The 16,780-nt window shown below is 72.4% G+C and carries 16 protein-coding genes and 1 riboswitch; of the genes, 12 read left to right on the forward strand and 4 right to left on the reverse strand.

Features of this window, described 5'->3' with window-relative positions; translation table 11 throughout:
* Window positions 1-149 precede the first annotated feature (149 nt).
* A complete protein-coding gene (locus K4B79_RS15015) occupies window positions 150-845 on the forward strand; it encodes a TetR family transcriptional regulator (protein ID WP_232027073.1) in 696 nt (231 codons plus the stop codon).
* Window positions 846-876: 31 nt separating this feature from the next.
* On the opposite strand, the gene K4B79_RS15020 is transcribed toward K4B79_RS15015, so the two are convergent.
* Entirely contained in the window at window positions 877-1,941 is a 1,065-nt protein-coding gene (locus K4B79_RS15020) for a Glu/Leu/Phe/Val dehydrogenase dimerization domain-containing protein (RefSeq protein WP_232027074.1), read from the reverse strand.
* Window positions 1,942-2,020: 79 nt separating this feature from the next.
* Between K4B79_RS15020 and K4B79_RS15025 the strand changes: the two genes are divergently transcribed.
* Together K4B79_RS15025 and K4B79_RS15030 are read left to right on the forward strand one after the other, a co-directional pair.
* A complete protein-coding gene (locus K4B79_RS15025; protein ID WP_232027075.1) occupies window positions 2,021-2,488 on the forward strand; it encodes an Lrp/AsnC family transcriptional regulator in 468 nt (155 codons plus the stop codon).
* Between the two features lie 190 nt (window positions 2,489-2,678).
* Window positions 2,679-3,203, forward strand: coding sequence for a hypothetical protein (locus tag K4B79_RS15030; protein WP_232027076.1), 525 nt, complete (start codon window positions 2,679-2,681; stop codon window positions 3,201-3,203).
* 211 nt (window positions 3,204-3,414) lie between these two features.
* On the opposite strand, the gene K4B79_RS15035 is transcribed toward K4B79_RS15030, so the two are convergent.
* Window positions 3,415-3,648, reverse strand: a complete 234-nt coding sequence (locus K4B79_RS15035; RefSeq protein WP_232027077.1) for a ferredoxin — start codon at window positions 3,646-3,648, stop codon at window positions 3,415-3,417.
* Window positions 3,649-3,654: 6 nt separating this feature from the next.
* Complete coding sequence (locus K4B79_RS15040) at window positions 3,655-5,112, reverse strand: aldehyde dehydrogenase (protein ID WP_232027078.1); 1,458 nt, start codon at window positions 5,110-5,112, stop codon at window positions 3,655-3,657.
* Window positions 5,113-5,303: 191 nt separating this feature from the next.
* On the opposite strand from K4B79_RS15040, the gene K4B79_RS15045 reads away from it, so the two are divergent.
* The gene (locus K4B79_RS15045) at window positions 5,304-6,335 is read left to right on the forward strand and encodes an MBL fold metallo-hydrolase (protein ID WP_232027079.1); all 1,032 of its coding nucleotides are present in this window, start codon (window positions 5,304-5,306) and stop codon (window positions 6,333-6,335) included.
* A 58-nt stretch (window positions 6,336-6,393) separates the two neighbouring features.
* Here K4B79_RS15045 and K4B79_RS15050 read toward each other — a convergent pair whose 3' ends face one another.
* On the reverse strand, window positions 6,394-7,065 hold the full coding sequence (locus tag K4B79_RS15050; protein WP_232027080.1) for a phosphotransferase: 672 nt from the start codon (window positions 7,063-7,065) through the stop codon (window positions 6,394-6,396).
* Window positions 7,066-7,166: 101 nt separating this feature from the next.
* A riboswitch (cobalamin riboswitch) is annotated at window positions 7,167-7,242 on the forward strand.
* Window positions 7,243-7,373: 131 nt separating this feature from the next.
* On the opposite strand from K4B79_RS15050, the gene K4B79_RS15055 reads away from it, so the two are divergent.
* The 8 genes from K4B79_RS15055 (at window position 7,374) to K4B79_RS15090 (ending at window position 16,681) form a co-directional block, all read left to right on the forward strand.
* Window positions 7,374-8,612: a prenyltransferase/squalene oxidase repeat-containing protein gene (locus K4B79_RS15055; protein WP_232027081.1), complete on the forward strand. Its 1,239-nt coding sequence runs from the start codon at window positions 7,374-7,376 to the stop codon at window positions 8,610-8,612.
* On the forward strand, window positions 8,609-9,262 hold the full coding sequence (locus K4B79_RS15060; protein ID WP_232027082.1) for an SCO2322 family protein: 654 nt from the start codon (window positions 8,609-8,611) through the stop codon (window positions 9,260-9,262). Before K4B79_RS15055 ends, K4B79_RS15060 begins: the two co-directional genes overlap by 4 nt.
* Window positions 9,263-10,064: 802 nt before the next feature.
* Window positions 10,065-11,174, forward strand: coding sequence for an energy-coupling factor transporter transmembrane component T (locus K4B79_RS15065; protein WP_232027580.1), 1,110 nt, complete (start codon window positions 10,065-10,067; stop codon window positions 11,172-11,174).
* A complete protein-coding gene (locus tag K4B79_RS15070; protein ID WP_232027083.1) occupies window positions 11,171-12,895 on the forward strand; it encodes an ABC transporter ATP-binding protein in 1,725 nt (574 codons plus the stop codon). Before K4B79_RS15065 ends, K4B79_RS15070 begins: the two co-directional genes overlap by 4 nt.
* Window positions 12,892-13,776, forward strand: coding sequence for an ECF transporter S component (locus K4B79_RS15075; protein ID WP_232027084.1), 885 nt, complete (start codon window positions 12,892-12,894; stop codon window positions 13,774-13,776). The genes K4B79_RS15070 and K4B79_RS15075 overlap by 4 nt, the downstream gene beginning before the upstream one ends.
* 271 nt (window positions 13,777-14,047) lie before the next feature.
* Window positions 14,048-14,467, forward strand: a complete 420-nt coding sequence (locus K4B79_RS15080; protein WP_232027085.1) for a transglycosylase SLT domain-containing protein — start codon at window positions 14,048-14,050, stop codon at window positions 14,465-14,467.
* A 142-nt stretch (window positions 14,468-14,609) separates the two neighbouring features.
* Window positions 14,610-15,320, forward strand: a complete 711-nt coding sequence (locus K4B79_RS15085) for a YoaK family protein (protein WP_232027086.1) — start codon at window positions 14,610-14,612, stop codon at window positions 15,318-15,320.
* Between the two features lie 92 nt (window positions 15,321-15,412).
* A complete protein-coding gene (locus K4B79_RS15090) occupies window positions 15,413-16,681 on the forward strand; it encodes a serine hydrolase domain-containing protein (protein WP_232027087.1) in 1,269 nt (422 codons plus the stop codon).
* Window positions 16,682-16,780 lie beyond the last annotated feature (99 nt).

The raw sequence follows: 16,780 nt of genomic DNA on the forward strand, positions 1-16,780 counted from the left end.
CAAGTTTCAGACTTGATCGTTAAGTAGGCTCTGAATCTACCGGCAGGTAAGGACGCTGCGAGCAGTGGATCAGGTGATTCACGCCACGACCGGGCACCTGTTCTGCTGGGCGATCGCACGCCCTCACCGACTGTCAGGGAACGGGACCCATGCCTGCGGAAGTCAGCACCCAGCGACCTGTCTCACCGCCTCTCACCGAGCGGCAGGAGGCCCGGCGTCGCCGCATCCTGCACGCGAGCGCGCAGTTGGCGAGCCGCGGCGGTTTCGACGCGGTCCAGATGCGGGAGGTCGCCGAGTCCTCGCAGGTCGCGCTCGGCACGCTCTACCGCTACTTCCCGTCCAAGATCCATCTGCTGGTCGCCACGATGCAGGACCAGCTGGAGCACATGCACGGCACCCTGCGGAAGAAGCCGCCGGCCGGCGAGACGGCGGCGGAGCGGGTCGCGGAGACGCTGATGCGGGCCTTCCGGGCGCTCCAGCGCGAGCCGCATCTCGCGGACGCGATGGTCCGCGCGCTCACCTTCGCCGACCGCAGCGTCTCCCCCGAGGTCGACCAGGTCTCCCGGCAGACCACGGTGATCATCCTGGACGCGATGGAGCTGGAGAACCCGACCCCGGAGCAGCTCTCCGCGGTCCGGGTCATCGAGCACACCTGGCACTCGGCCCTGATCACCTGGCTCTCGGGCCGCGCCTCCATCGCCCAGGTGAAGATCGACATCGAGACGGTGTGCCGGCTCATCGACCTGACGGACCCCGAGGGCGGAAGCGCACACGGACCCGCACACGGCCCCGGACACGGCCCCGGACACGGAAACAGACGCGGACACGGACACGGAAAGGGGTGACCGAGGGCCACCCCTCTCCCCTGACGTCTCGTCACATGGCCGGTACCGGCGCTCGATCGGCCGCCTCCGCCAGCCGTTCCGCCACTCGCCGCCGCGCCTCGCGCAGAGGTGTCGTACCGTTCTCCGCCGCCGCGCCGAGCAGCAGTCGTACGGTGTCGGCGATGCCCTCGACCCGGTCCGCCGCCGCCCGGTCGGTGAGGCCGTCCACCTCGCGGGAGAGGGTGTGGACCACGCCGCCGGCGCTCGCGACGAAGTCGGGGATCCAGACGACACCCCGGTCGGCGAGCGCGTCCGCCACCCGGTCGTCGGTGAGCTGGTTGTTGGCGGGGCCCACGACGAGACGTACGTGGAGCCGGGAGGCCGTCCCGGGGCTCAGCACTCCCCCGACGGCCGCGGGCACCAGGATGTCCGCCGGTGTACCTAGCGCCTCCCCCGGCTCCACCCAGCCGAGCCCCGCCCGCCGGACCGCCTCCCGCTTCGCCCCGTCCACGTCGGAGACCAGCACCCGGGCGCCGTCCGCCGCCAGCCCGGCCGCGACCCGGGCGCCCACGGAGCCGTAGCCGCTGACCACGACGGTGCGCCCGGCCGGGGAGCCGGTGCCGAACACGTGCTCCGCGCCCGCGCGCAGGGCGGCCAGGACGCCCGCGGCGGTGGGGATGCCGGAGTCCCCGGTGCCGCCGTGCTCCTCGGGCAGGCAGAAGACGTACGGCGTGGTGCGGCGCAGGGTGACCATGTCGGCGGGTCCGGTGCCGATGTCGGGACCGGTGAAGTACGTGCCGTCGAAGGAGGAGACGATCTCGCCCAGGTCGGTCAGGGCCGCCGCGCGCAGTTCGGGGGTGGGATCGGTGTCCGGGCCGAGGACGATCACGCTCTTGCCCCCGCCGAAGTCCAGGCCGGACGCGGCGCACTTGGCGGTCATCGCCTCGGACAGGCGCAGCGCGTCCGTCAGGCCGTCGCGCCAGGTGTCGTAGCGGCGCATCCGGCAGCCGCCGACGGCGGGACCCAGGGCGCGGGAGTGCAGCGCGACGACCAGGGTCAGCCCCGAGCGCGGGCCGCGCCGGACGGTCACCTCTTCGTGATCGAGTGTTTGCTTCATGGCCCGGACGGTAGGTTGACGTTCCGGTCGACGGGCATGATCCCGAACGAAATTCGGCGAGGCCCCGGCGGAGGCGATCGTGGACGAACTTGATACGGCGATCCTGCGGCATCTCCAGGAGGATGCGCGCCAGTCCAACCGGACCATCGCGCAGAAGGTGGGCATCGCCCCGTCCACCTGTCTGGAGCGGATCCGGCTGCTGCGGCAGCGGGGTGTGATCCGGGGCTATCACGCGCAGGTCGCGCTGCCGGCGCTCAACCGCGAGGTGCAGGCGATGGTGTCGGTGCAGGTGCGGCCGCTGAACCGGGAGGTGGTGACCGGGTTCGAGCAGTCGGTGTCACGGCTGCCCGAGGTGCTGTCCGTGTACACGATGGCGGGCAGCGACGACTTCCTCGTCCATGTCACGGCCCAGGACATCGGGCATCTGCACGCGTTCCTGCTGGAGCGGTTCACCAACCGGCGCGAGATCGTGAGCTTCCGCACCTCGATGATCTTCCAGCACCTGACCAATCCGGTCCTGGAGCCGTTGCCGCCGACGGGCCACTGAGCGCCGCGGGTGATCGCTCGGGTTGGCCAAGCGCGGGCCATGTCCTGCCCTCCGACGCCCCTGTCGTACTCAAACGTTCAACAAAGGATCTCCAGGACCGGCAAAGGGATCTACCCGCATAGATGATCGCGATGCTGTCATGTTCGCGACCGCCCGGAATTCCTGCCGGGCATCGCTCCGGGAGACCCCCATGCCCCGAACATCCCGCTCGCTGGTCACCGCCCTCTCCTCCCTCGCCCTGGCGGCCGCCGGCCTCACGGTCGCGGCCGGCACCGCGCACGCGCAGAGCTGCAGCCAGGGCTACCTCCCCCTCCCCGACCCCAGTTGCCAGCCCGGCGCCTTCAACCCGGACGTCACGCAGTCCACCATCGACTCCACCATCTGCGTCTCCGGGTGGACCGCGACCGTCCGGCCGTCCAGCTCCTACACCACCGCGCTGAAGAAGCAGCAGATCGTCGAGTACGGCTTCACGGACACCAGCACCTCGGACTACGAGGAGGACCACTTCGTCCCCCTCGAACTCGGCGGCTCCCCCAAGAGCGAGCTCAACCTCTGGCCCGAGCCGCAGTACGGCACCACGACCGCCGCCAACAAGGACACGGTCGAGAACAAGCTCAAGAAGGCCGTCTGCGCCGGCACCGTCACGCTCGCCGACGCCCAGGACGCGATCGTCACGGACTGGACGACCGCGCTGTCGAAGCTCGGCCTGAGCTGACCTCCCGCCCCCTCGGCTGCGCACGAGAAGACCTACGAGACGGGTTCCTTGACCCGACCGTCGACGTCGGCCCCGGCGGATCCTGCGGCATCACGTCGCCGCAGGGTCTCGCTGAAGTCGGCTACTCCGGTCGAAGCCTTCACTCGTCTCGTAGGCCACTTCCCAGGATAGAACGCCTATATGAGGATGCAACCCCCTAGAAAGGACTTTTTTATTCCTCCGGTGGGAACACCGGCTCCCCGCTGCCCAGCAGCGTGATCATGATGGCCTCCACCGGGCAGGCCTCCGCCGCCGCCAGCACCTTCTCGTTGGCGTCGGCCTCCGCCTCGACGGGGTGGGACTGGCGTCCCGCGTCGAGGCGGAAGCCGTCCGGGGCGTGGTGGACGCAACTCGCGGAGCCGATGCACAGAGAGCGGTCGACCTCGACCTGCCAGCGGTCGCCCATGCCTTCTCAGCCCTCCCAGCCGGCCGGCAGATGGATCATCTTGTGCTCCAGGTACTCGCCGTACCCCTCCGGCCCGAACTCCCTTCCCAGCCCGGAGCTCTTGTAGCCGCCGAACGGGCCGAGCATGTCGAGGCTGAAGGTGTTCACCGAGTACGTCCCGGTGCGGACCCCGCGGGCCACCTCGATGCCGCGCTCGACGTCCGCCGTCCACACGCTGCCGCTCAGGCCGTAGTCGGAGTCGTTCGCGATCTTCAGCGCCTCGGACTCGTCGCCGTAGGGGAGGAGACAGATCACGGGGCCGAAGATCTCCTCGCGGGCGATGCGCATGGAGTTGTCGACGTCGCCGAAGAGGGTCGGCTCGACGTACCAGCCCTTGTCCAGGCCGGGCGGGCGGCCGCCGCCGGTGAGGATCTTGGCGCCCTCCTCCTGGCCGATGCGGATGTAGTCGAGGTTGCGGCGCTGCTGGCGTTCGGCGACCAGCGGGCCGACCTGGGTCGCCGGGTCCAGCGGGTCGCCGACGACCAGGGCACCGGCCGCCGCCGCGAAGGCCTCGGCGAACTCGTCGTAGCGCGAACGCGGCAGCAGGATGCGGGTCTGGGCCACGCAGGCCTGCCCGTTGTTCATCCAGGCCGCCGGGACGACACCGGCCACCGTCGACTCGACGTCCGCGTCCGGCAGCACCACCGCCGCCGACTTGCCGCCCAACTCCAGGGTCAGACGGGTGAGGTTGCGGGAGGCCACCTCCATCACGCGCTTGCCGGCCGCGACCGAGCCCGTGAAGGAGACCTTGTCGACGCCCGGGTGCCCGACCAGGTACTCGCTGACCTCGCGGTCGGCGGGGAGGATGGACAGCACCCCCTCCGGCAGCCCGGCCTCCTTCGTGATCTCGGCCAGGATGTAGGCGTCCAGCGGTGATTCGGGCGACGGCTTGAGCACCACCGTGCAGCCGGTGAGCAGGGCGGGGGCGAGCTTGGCGGCGGCCACGAACTGCGGGACGTTCCACGGCACCACGGCCGCGACCACGCCGACCGGTTCGCGGCGGACGAGGATGCGGCCGAGGACTCCGTCGCGGGTCTCCTCGTAGGTGAAGTTCCGTGCGACCGTGATGGCCGAGTCCCACACCATCATCGCGCCGAGGGCCTGGGCGAGGACGCTCCAGGAGTACGGCGACCCGTTCTCGGAGGAGATCATCCGCGCGATCTCCTCGTGCCGTACGGCGATCGCGTCCTTGATCCTGCCGACGACCTCGATCCGCTCGTCCAACGACATCCGCGGCCAGGGGCCCTCGTCGAAGGCGGTGCGCGCGGCGGCGACGGCCCGGTCCACGTCCCCGGTCGAGGCGTGCGGGACGCGTCCGATGACCTCCTCGGTGTGCGGGGAGACGACCTCGATGACGTCCTTGCCCAGGGGGTCGGTCAACTCCCCGCCGATGAACAGCTGTCCGTGTTCCACGAGCTCGGTCATGGCGACTCCTTGAGACTCCCTGAAAATCCCTGAAACTCCCTGACGATCCATCAGTTACCGCACTGATACCAGTTCCACCCGGAGGAGTCCACGGAGCGCACACCACACGGTTGATGACCTCGGGCTCCTATCGAAACGCGTTCTAGTTATACTCGGGCTCGCGTGGCCGGAGCGCGGTGATTGGGGAACCCATGACGCAGGTGTACGACCACGGCGGCGGTGTCCGGGCCCTTCGTGTCCCGATCCCGGACAACCCCCTCGGCCACACCCTCGTGTACGTCGTCGACACCGACCGGGGACCCGCGCTCATCGACACCGGCTGGGACGACCCGGCCTCCTGGGACACCCTCGTGGCGGGGCTGGCCGCGTGCGGGACCTCGGTCGGCGAGATCCACGGCGTGGTCGTCACCCACCACCACCCCGACCACCACGGCCTGTCGGGCCGGGTCCGGGAGGCGTCCGGTGCCTGGATCGCGATGCACGAGGCGGACGGCGCGATCGTGCGGCGCACCCGGGAGACCCGCCCGGAGCGCTGGTTCACCTATATGACGGCCAAGTTGGAGGCGGCCGGCGCCCCCGAGGAGCATGTGGCGCCCCTGCGCACCGCGCGCCGCCGTCGCCTCCCCGGCTTCTCCCCCGCCCTGCCCGACCGCGACATCGTCCCCGGCGAACTGCTCGACCTCCCCGGCCGCCGACTGCGCGCGATCTGGACCCCGGGCCACACACCCGGCCACGTCTGCCTGCACCTGGAGGAGGCGCACCCGGCCCAACTCCCCGGCCACGGACGCCTGTTCTCCGGCGACCACCTGCTCCCCGAGATCACCCCGCACATCGGCCTGTACGAGGATCCCGACGACGCGACCGTCACCGACCCGCTCGGCGACTACCTGGACTCCCTGGAGCGCGTCGGCCGCCTCGCCCCCGCCGAGGTGCTCCCCGCCCACCAGCACGCCTTCACCGACGCGGCCGCCCGCGTACGGGAGTTGCTCACCCACCACGAGGACCGCCTCACCGGCCTGCTCTCCCTCCTGGCCGAGCCCCTCACCCCCTGGCAGCTCGCCGAACGCATGGAGTGGAACCGCCCCTGGGAGCAGATCCCCTACGGCTCCCGCACCATCGCCGTCTCGGAGGCCGAGTCCCATCTGCGGCGCCTGGTGAAGCTGGGGCGGGCGGAGGCGGTGGCGGGGGCGGGGGGCGAGCCGGTGCGGTACGTGGCGGTGTGATCCGGTGGGGTATGTGGTGGTGTGATCCGGTGGGGTATGTGGCGGTGGTCCGCCCCGCTCAAGTCCCCGACGACACCAGCTCCCTGATCAACTCCTCGGCGTCACCGAGCAGTCCGGTCTCCCGTCGGCTCATCGTCGGGTTGGCCGCGCGTCTGCGCAGGGCCTGCGCCAGCCCGTCCCCGGTGAGGTCGGAGGGGTCGGCCAGCAGGGCGCCGAGCATCGAGCGGGCCGGACCGGCGAGCGGTTCCGCCCCGACGGCGACCTGGGCGAGGATCACCGCGGACATGCCCCAGTCCAGGCCCGGTTCGCCCTCCTCCGCGTTGGTCCAGTCGATCACACGGGGGCCGTCGGGGGTGAGGACGACGTTGTCCGGGTGCAGGTCGAGATGGAGCACGCGGGAGCCGGCCGACGTTCTCCCGGGGACTGCGTGCAGCTCGCGCAGCAGACCGGCGAGGGCCGTGCCCGCCTCGGCCGGGTCCAGCGCGCCGCTCAGACACGCGTGCAGCATGGTCGGCCCGTACAGCCGCTCCAGCACCAGGTCGGTGCGCGTGGAGTCCGCGAGCCGTACCCGGGGCACGGGGTAGCCGTGGGCCCGTACGTGCTCCATCACCACACCCTCGACGGTCGCGTCCCCCCACCCCTCCCGGTTCCGGCGCAGCACCCACGCCTCGTCGATCTCGTACACGTCGGCGGCCCGTCCGGCGCCGAGCAGTCTCCCCGTTCGTGGCATGGGCGAGAAGCTACGCCCGGGGTGGCCCGGTCCCGCAAGGCGGCCCACCGGCGTCTTCCTACGGGCCGGTACAGTAGCGAGGTCGTATCACACCCGTACGGGGGGAAGCCGGTGCAAATCCGGCGCTGACCCGCAACCGTGAGCCGTTCCACCAAAGAGCGGCGAGCCGGACTGCCCCGTGCGGGACGTGACCGGCTCACGTGCACCGGCAACCGGCCGGTGTGCGGCACCGTCGAGGGATACGGAGCCGAGCCGCCCGGGGGTGTCCCGTGCTGCCCGGCTCTCCACAGGAGAGGCACCCGCCGATCATGAACGTCCGCCGCAGCGCCGCGGCCCTGGCCGCCGCCACCGCCCTGTTCGGCGGTGCCGCCGCGCCCGCCGTCGCCGCCAGCCCGTCCCCCTCCGCGTCCCCGACGCTCCCGTCCGGGCTGTACGGCAGCGCGGATCCGACGTACGACGGGGTCTGGCGCCAGTCGCTCGCCCTGCTCGCCCAGGACGCGGTGGGGGTGAGGCCGGCGGCGGGAGCGGTGCGGTGGCTGACGGGGCAGCAGTGCGCGAACGGGGCGTTCGCCGCCTACCGAGCCGCCCCGGACCGGCCCTGCGACGCCAAAACCATGGTCGACACCAACAGCACGGCCGCCGCCGTCCAGGCCCTTGCCGCGCTCGGCGGCCACGACTCGGCCACCGCCAAGGCCGTCACCTGGCTGAAGTCCGCGCAGAACAAGGACGGCGGATGGGGCTACGCGCCCGGCGGCGCCAGTGACACCAACTCCACCTCCGTCGTCATCGGCGCCCTGGCCGCCGTAGGGGAGAAGCCGGCCGAGGTGCGCAAGGGCGGGCGGAGTCCGCTCGACGCCCTCGGCAAGCTCGCCAAGCCGTGCGACGGTGCCGACGGAGGTGCCTTCGCCTTCCAGCCGGACAGGGCGGGCAAGCTCGTCGCCAACGCGGACGCCACGGCGGCCGGGGTGCTCGGGGCGCTGGGCAAGGGCATGGTCGTCGAGCCGGGTGAGCGGTCCGAGGCGGCGGAGTGCGACCCCAGCCCCGGGCGGATCGCCGCCAACGGTGCCGCCTACCTCACCAAGGCCCTCGCCAAGAACGGTCACCTGATGTCGTCGCTGCCCGGTTCCACCGACCAGCCCGACTACGGCAACACCGCCGACGCCGTCGTCGCGCTCGCCGCGCAGGGCGGGGCCGAGCGGGCGGCCGAGCCGCTGGCGTGGCTGGAGAAGAACTCCGCGGCCTGGGCGAAGCAGAGCGGCCCCGCCGCCTACGCCCAACTGATCCTCGCCGCCCACGCGACCGGCACGGACCCGCGTGACTTCGGCGGCACGGACCTGGTGCAGCAGCTCAACGCGACGGGTCCGGCTCCGCAGGCGGCGAGCAAGTCAACTGATGGCTCGGACTCGGACTCGGGCTCGGACTCGGGCTCGGGCTCGGACTCCGACGGTTCCGGTGTCAGTGTCTGGTGGATGGTCGGCGTGGGCCTCGCCGCCGGGGCCGGTATCGGCTTCCTGATCAGCGGCCGCAACAAGAGGCAGCAGCCGTGACCCCTCGCCGTGCCGCCACCCTGCTGCCCGCCCTGGTCGCGCTCCTGCTGGTCGGGCTCACCGGCGGCCACGCCCAGGCCGCCGACTACCGCTACTGGTCCTTCTGGGAGCGCGACGGCGGCCGGTGGGTCTACGCCACCCAGGGCCCCTCGACCACCCGTCCCGCCGACGGCACCGTCCAGGGCTTCCGCTTCGCCCTCAGCGAGGACTCCGGCGACGCGACCAGGCCCCGCGGCACGGCCGGCTTCCCCACGATCTGTTCCGGGACACCGGCCCAGGACGGCAAGAAGCGGGTGGCCCTGGTCATCGACTTCGGCACCGCGCAGGACTCCCCCTCCGGCGAGACCCCGCCCGCCCTCCGCAGGGCCTGCGCGGTCGTCTCCCCCGACGCCACGACCGCCGAGGCCCTCGCCTCCGTCGCCAAGCCCCTCCGCTACGACACCAACGCCCTGCTGTGCGCGATCTCGGGGTATCCGGAGAAGGGGTGCGGGGAGCCGGTCGCGGAGGGAAAGAAGCCCGCGGCCACCGGCAAGCGGGGGAACGGCTCGGACGACGGCCCTTCGGTGGGCCTGTGGGCGGGGGTCGCCGCGGTCGCGGTGCTGGGCGGCGCGGCAGCATGGCAGGCGAGGCGTCGCAGGCATGCGCGATAGGTCCCCGCGCCCCGCCGCCGAGCAGCCATCCGCCGGACCACCCTCCGGCGCGGAACCCTCCGGCTCGGAACCCATCGGCGCGGAACCCTCCGGCTCGGAACCCATCGGCGCGGAACCCTCCGGCTCGGAACCCATCGGCGCGGAACCCTCCGGCTCGGAACCCATCGGCGCGGAGCCCTCCGGCGGGCAGCCTTCCGCCGCGGAACCCTCCGGCGCGCAACCCTCCGGTGCCGAGCCCACCACCACGCACTCGTCCGCCACGCACTCCTCCGCCGCGGAACCCTCTGACGGGCAACCTTCCGCCGCGCCGCCCTCCGCCGCGCCGCCCTCCGGCGCGCAACCCTCCGGTGCCGAGCCCACCACCGCGCACTCCTCCGCCACGCACTCCTCCGGCGCGGAACCCTCCGGCAGGCAACCTTCCGCCGCGCCGCCCTCCGGCGCGCAACCCTCCGGTGCCCAGCCCACCGCCGCACCGCCGTCCGGCACCGAGCCCACCCCCTCGCACCCCTCCGCCGCGGAACCCTCTGACGGGCAACCTTCCGCCGCGCCACCCTCCAGCGCGCAACCCTCCGGTGCCCAGCCCACCACCGCACCGCCGTCCGGCACCGAGCCCACCCCCTCGCACCCCTCCGCCGCGGAACCCTCTGACGGGCAACCTTCCGCCGCGCCACCCTCCAGCGCGCAACCCTCCGGTGCCCAGCCCACCACCGCGCACTCCTCCGCCGCGCACCCCTCCACCCCGCGTACCACCGAGGCAGCACCCGCCAGGACGGCACCCGCCAGCGCAGCCCCCGCCAGCCGGATACCCCCGACCCGCCCCCGACCACCCGCCCTGCACCCCGGCGCCTGGTGGCTCTGGGCGCTGGCCCTCGGCACCGCCGCGACCCGCACCACCAACCCCCTCATCCTCGGCCTCCTCCTCGCGGTCTCCGCGTACGTCGTGGCCACGTGCCGCCCCGACACCCCCACCGCCCACTCCTACATCGCCTTCGTCAAGCTCGCCCTGGCCGTCCTGCTCATCCGCCTGGGCTTCGCCGTCCTGCTCGGCTCCCCCGTCCCCGGCACACACGTGATCGTCACCCTTCCCGAAGTCCCCCTCCCGCACTGGGCCCAGGGCATCCGCCTGGGCGGCACGATCACCGCCGAGGGCGTCCTCTTCGCGCTCTACGACGGCCTGAAGCTGGCCACGCTCCTCGTCTGCGTGGGCGCGGCGAACGCCCTCGCGAACCCGGCCCGCCTCCTGAAGTCCCTCCCGGGCGCCCTGTACGAGATGGGGGTGGCCGTGGTCGTGGCCCTCACCTTCGCGCCGAACCTCATCGTCGACGTCCAGCGCGTGCGCGCCGCCCGCCGCCTGCGCGGCCGCCCGGACCGGGGCATCCGCGGCCTGCTGCACGTGGGACTCCCGGTCCTGGAGGGGGCGTTGGAGCGCTCGGTCTCCCTCGCCGCCGCGATGGACGCCCGCGGCTACGGCCGTACCGCCGACGTCCCCGCCCGCGTCCGCCGTACGACCGCCGCGCTCACCCTCGGCGGTCTGCTCGGCGTCTGCGCGGGAACGTACGGACTGCTGACCGCGGAGGGCGGCACCTACGGCCTCCCCGTCCTCCTGGCCGGGCTGACCGCCGCGCTCGCGGGCCTGCGTCTCGGCGGCCGCCGCTCCCCGCGCACCCGTTACCGTCCGGACCACTGGGACGTTCGCGCCTGGCTGGTCACCGGGTCGGGCGCGGCGGTCGCCGTCCTCATGGTCCTGGCCTCCTCCTACGACCCCGGGACCCTGCACCCCGGCGTGGTCCCCCTCGTCGCGCCCGCCCTCCCCCTCTGGCCGGCGGCGGCCGTACTCCTCGGCCTGCTGCCGGCGTTCCTCGCCCCCGCTTCCCCTGCTCATACCAAGGATTCCAAGGAGCAGCCGTCGTGATCCGCTTCGAGAACGTCTCCGTGACGTACGACGGCGCCACCGAACCCACCGTCCAGGGCGTCGACTTCGAGGTCCCGGAGGGTGAACTCGTGCTGCTGGTCGGCCCGTCGGGGGTCGGCAAGTCCACCGTCCTCGGCGCCGTCAGCGGTCTCGTCCCGCACTTCACCGGCGGCACCCTGCGCGGCCGGGTCACGGTGGCCGGCCGGGACACCCGCACCCACAAGCCGCGCGAACTCGCCGACGTGGTGGGCACGGTGGGGCAGGATCCGCTCTCCCACTTCGTGACGGACACCGTCGAGGACGAACTCGCCTACGGCATGGAGTCGTTGGGCCTGGCCCCGGACGTGATGCGCCGCCGCGTCGAGGAGACCCTGGACCTGCTGGGCCTGGCCGACCTCCGCGCCCGCCCCATCGCCACCCTCTCCGGCGGCCAGCAGCAACGCGTCGCCATCGGCTCCGTCCTCACCCCGCACCCCCGGGTCCTCGTCCTCGACGAACCCACCTCCGCCCTCGACCCGGCCGCCGCGGAAGAGGTCCTCGCCGTCCTCCAACGCCTCGTCCACGACCTCGGCACGACCGTCCTCATGGCCGAACACCGCCTGGAACGCGTCATCCAGTACGCCGACCAGGTCGCCCTCCTCCCGTCTCCGGGCGAGCCCCCGCTCCTCGGCACGCCGGCGGACATCATGGCCGTGTCCCCGGTGTATCCCCCGGTGGTGGCCTTGGGGCGACTGGCGGGGTGGAGTCCCTTGCCCCTGACGGTCCGCGACGCAAGGCGACGGGCGGTGGCCCTACGCCAACAACTGGAGGAACGGGACGCCCTCCCCCCTCAGGGGCGCGGGGAACTGCGCGACCAGCCACAACAATCCCGCACCCGCCACACAACCGCACCTCCCACCCTCCTAGGCGCCCCCACCCCCCGCCGCTGGTTCCGCCGCACCCCCCAACCCGCCCCCACCACCACCTCCCCCCACGCGGCCGAAACCCAAGCCCTCTCCCTCACCCGCGCCCACACCCACGCCCTCCGCCACATCGACCTCACCATCACCCCCGGCGAGACCATCGCCCTCATGGGCCGCAACGGCGCAGGCAAATCCACCCTCCTCTCCACCCTCGTAGGCCTGCTGGAACCAACGACCGGATCCGTGACAACCGGCGGAACCACACCCCACCGCACCCCACCCCGGGACCTCGTCCGCAAGGTCGGCCTAGTCCCCCAAGAACCCCGTGACCTCCTCTACGCCGACACGGTCGCCGGCGAATGCGCCGCAGCCGACCGCGACGCAAGCGCAGCGCCCGGCACCTGCCGAGCCCTCGTCACGGAACTGCTCCCCGGTGTCACGGACGACACCCACCCCCGCGACCTCTCGGAGGGCCAGCGCCTCGCCCTCGCGCTCGCCGTGGTCCTGACGGCCCGCCCGCCCCTCCTGCTGCTCGATGAGCCGACCCGCGGTCTGGACTACGCGGCGAAGGCCCGCCTGGTCACCGTTCTGCGGGGACTGGCGGCCGAGGGGCACGCGATCGTCCTGGCCACGCACGACGTGGAGCTGGCGGCCGAGCTCGCCCACCGGGTGGTCCTGCTCGCGGAGGGCGAGATCATCGCCGACGGCCCCACGGCGGACGTGGTCGTCTCGTCCCCGTCCTTCGCCCCGCAGGTCACCAAGATCCTGGCGCCGCAGAAGTGGCTCACGGTCACGCAGGTGCGGGAGGCGCTGTCGTGAAGGCACGCACTGTCGTGAAGGCGCGCACCGACCCGCAGTCGGCCCCGCAGGCCCGTGCCGTCCGCCTCGGCCCCCGCTCCGTCGCCGCCCTCGCCCTGGTCAGCGCGGTGGGCGTCGGGGCCTTCGGCTGGCCGTTCCTCGCGCCACCGGACTCCCAGATCGGCGCCCACGCCGCGGACGCTCCCTGGCTCTTCGCCGGCCTGCTGGTCCTCCTCGTGGCGGTGGTGGCGGCGACGATCTCGGAGTCGGGGCTCGGCCCGAAGGCGGTGGCGATGCTGGGCGTGCTGGCGGCGACGGGGGCCGCGCTGCGGCCGATCGGCGCCGGGACGGCCGGGATCGAGCCGATGTTCTTCCTGATGGTGCTGAGCGGCCGGGTCCTGGGCCCCGGCTTCGGGTTCGTCCTCGGCTCGGTGACGATGTTCGCGTCGGCGCTGCTCACGGGCGGGGTGGGGCCGTGGATGCCGTTCCAGATGCTGGCGATGGGCTGGTTCACGATGGGCGCGGGTCTGCTGCCGGGCCCGGACCGGCTGCGCGGCCGTACGGAACTCGTCATGCTCGCGGGCTACGGCTTCGTCGCCGCGTTCGTCTACGGCACGGTGATGAACCTGGCCGGCTGGCCCTTCATGGGCACTCTCGCCTCGTCGGTCGCCTTCGACCCGGACGCGGCCGTCCCCGCCAACCTGGCCCGTTTCCTCGCGTACTGCGTGGCCACCTCGCTGGGCTGGGACCTGGGCCGGGCGCTGGTCACCGTCGTCCTGACGCTCACGCTCGGCCGCACCCTCCTGAAGGCCCTGCGGCGCGCCACCCGCCGGGCCGCCTTCGAGGCCCAGGTCACATTCGAGGCCCCTGAGCGCCCGCGAACGGTGAAGCACCCCACATGACCCACATCACCTACTACCGGGAACAGTAGGACAAGTCAGACATTCAACCTTCCCCACACCCCACCTGACCTGCACGTTGAGACCTGTCTCACACGAACCACCCCACCCCGAGATGCGACCACAACTAGTAAAAGGGGTCATTGCGGACACTTCCCGAGCCTGCTTCTCTGGACAACGTCGCACGGCGCCGACGTGCCCCACGGGCCTCGGCGCCCACGCATGTCCCCCGGGTCTGCACGCGACGCCCCTGTCCCCGAAGAAAAGGTTCTCCGTGTCCGTCTCCCGCATCGTCCGCCGCATCGCTTCCCCGAAGAAGGCCATCACCACCGTCGCGATGGCCGCCGCCACCGCCGGCCTGGTCCTGACCGCGGCGCCCGCTCAGGCGGCCACCACCGACTCCTCCGCCGAGGCCAAGGCCATCGCGCAGAAGCTGATCCCGAACGACGCCCAGTACGCCGCGTTCAGCAAGATCGTCGAGCACGAGAGCGGCTGGGACGTCGACGCCACGAACAGCTCCTCCGGCGCCTACGGCCTGGTCCAGGCCCTCCCGGGCTCCAAGATGGCCGCCGCCGGCTCCGACTGGAAGACCAACGCCGAGACCCAGATCGAGTGGGGTCTCGACTACATGAACTCCCGCTACGGCAGCCCCACGGCCGCCTGGGCGTTCTGGCAGGCCAACGGCTGGTACTGAGCCCCACCCCTCCCAGCACCCTCTGTCGCGAAGGCGGCGGCCCACGATCCCCGGGCCGCCGCCTTCGTCTTACCCGCCTGTGATGCACTGGCCCACGCCACACCATGCCCGTCCGGACGACCCACCGACCGGAGATCGTCACATGAGCACAGCCGAGAGCTCCGAGGCCGACGACGTCCCCGAGGGCCGCGAGGGACATGAGGAGCGCGGGCTGCGGCTCGTACTCGTCCTGCTGGCCTTGACGGTGGTCAGTGGGCTGATCGACGCGGTGAGCTATCTCGGGCTCAGCCATGTCTTCACCGCGAACATGACCGGCAACGTGGTGGTGCTGGGCTTCGCCGCGGCCGGAGCGCCGGGCTTCTCGGTGCCGCACGCGGCGGCCTCGCTGGGGTGCTACCTGGTGGGCGCGGTGGTCGGCGGCCGGGTCGCGGTCCGGCACGGCACCGGCTCCCGCCGGACCTGGGTCCGGCGCACCCTGGCCGTCGAGACGGTCCTGCTGGGCGCGTGCGCGGCGACGGCCTTCGCGGCGCCCCACGCGACGACCACCGTCTACGCCCTCATCGTCGTCACGGCCTTCGCCATGGGCCTGCGCAACGCGACCGTCCGCCGCCTGGGCATCGCCGACCTCACCACGACCGTCCTGACGATGACCCTCACCGGCCTGGCCGCCGACTCCCGCGCGGGCGGCGGCACCGGCACCCACACCCCGCGCCGCGCGGCCTCGGCGATCGCGATGGTCGGCGGCGCGGTCCTCGGCGCCTGGCTGGTGCTCCACCACGGGCTGGGCATCCCGCTGCTGGTCGCGACCCTGACGGTCGGGGTCCCGGCGGTGGTGACCTCGGGACGGGAGTAGTCCGCGACCCCCGCCGCCCCTAGGACATGTCCCCGATCCGTTTCCGGGTGGTTCCCGATGTGCACGGTTCGGCCGCTTGGTGAGCTGTTCTCATGAGCCGACCACAGTCATTCCGCCGTCAGCAGTCATTCCGCCGTCCGTCCGTCGCCGCCGTCGCCGTCGTCCTGGCGACACTCGCCGCCACCGCGGCCGTCACCGGCACCGCCGCACAGGCCGGTCCGTCCGACCACTCCCCGCCCCGGTTACCCCTGAAGCACCCGACCCCCCACGCACAGACCCAGGCCGTGCTGGACGAGATCGTCGCGCAGGGCACCCCCGGTGTCATCGCCCAGGTGCGGGACGGGCACGGGGAGTGGAACGGCCGGGCCGGTGTCGCGGACCTGGCCTCCGAGCGGCCGCGGAGCGTCCACGACAGGTTCCGTATCGCCAGCGTGACCAAGGTCTTCACCGCCACGGTGCTGCTCAAGCTGGAGGCCGAGGGAAAGCTGTCCCTGGACGACACCGTGGCGGAATGGCTGCCCGGGGTGCTGCACGGAAAGGGCTACCGGCCGGGGCACATCACCCTGCGGCACCTGCTCAACCACACGAGCGGTGTTTTCGACTACAACATGGACGAGGGCTTCCGCGCCCGGTACGCGGGGGACGAGTTCGACCGGAACCGCCATGTCAGGTGGGCGCCGGAGCAACTCGTGGACATCGCACTCGCCCACACGCCCGCCTTCCAGCCGGAGCAGGGCAGCAGGCCCGGGAAACCCGGCAGGTGGGACTACTCCGACACCAACTACATCCTCGCCGGCATGGTCATCGAGAAGGCCACCGACCGCACCTACCGACAGGCCGTCGAGCGCCTCGTCATCGCTCCCTTGGGCCTGCACGGCACGAGCGTGCCCGACCTCTCGCCCGAGCTGCCCGCACCGCACGCGACGCACTACTCCACGCTCTTCGAGGACGGCCCGCAGGCCAAGGTGCGCGACGTCACCGAGTTCAGCCCCACGGTGGCCTTCTCCGCCGGGCAGATGATCTCGACCACCGAGGACGTGAACACCTTCCTCTCCCAGTTGCTGGCCGGCAAGGTGCTGCCGCCCGCCCAGCAACGGCAACTGCTCGACGCGGTCCCCGTCGACGGGGACAAGGGGCACGGAGGTCCGAACGACCTGTACGGCCTCGGCATACGGCACTTCGAACTCGGGGAGGGCTGCTGGGCGTGGGGCCACGGCGGCATGATCCCCGGCTCCGCGACCCGGACACTCGCCACGGCGGACGGCCGCCGCGTCATGACCATGAACCGCAACGGAGACTGGGGCGAACAGCGACTGGAGGACGCGGCCGTCAAGGCCGAGTTCTGCCCGTCGCACGTCTGATCCGGGAGATCACACCTCTGATCCGGGAGAGGTGCGGGCTGCGTTCCGGGGTTCGTGGGGGACATCCCTGATGAGCGAAACAGGTGGTGACGACACCAT

Source organism: Streptomyces lincolnensis (genome assembly GCF_021173675.1).
In the GTDB taxonomy this organism is placed as follows: Bacteria; Actinomycetota; Actinomycetes; order Streptomycetales; family Streptomycetaceae; genus Streptomyces; species Streptomyces lincolnensis_B.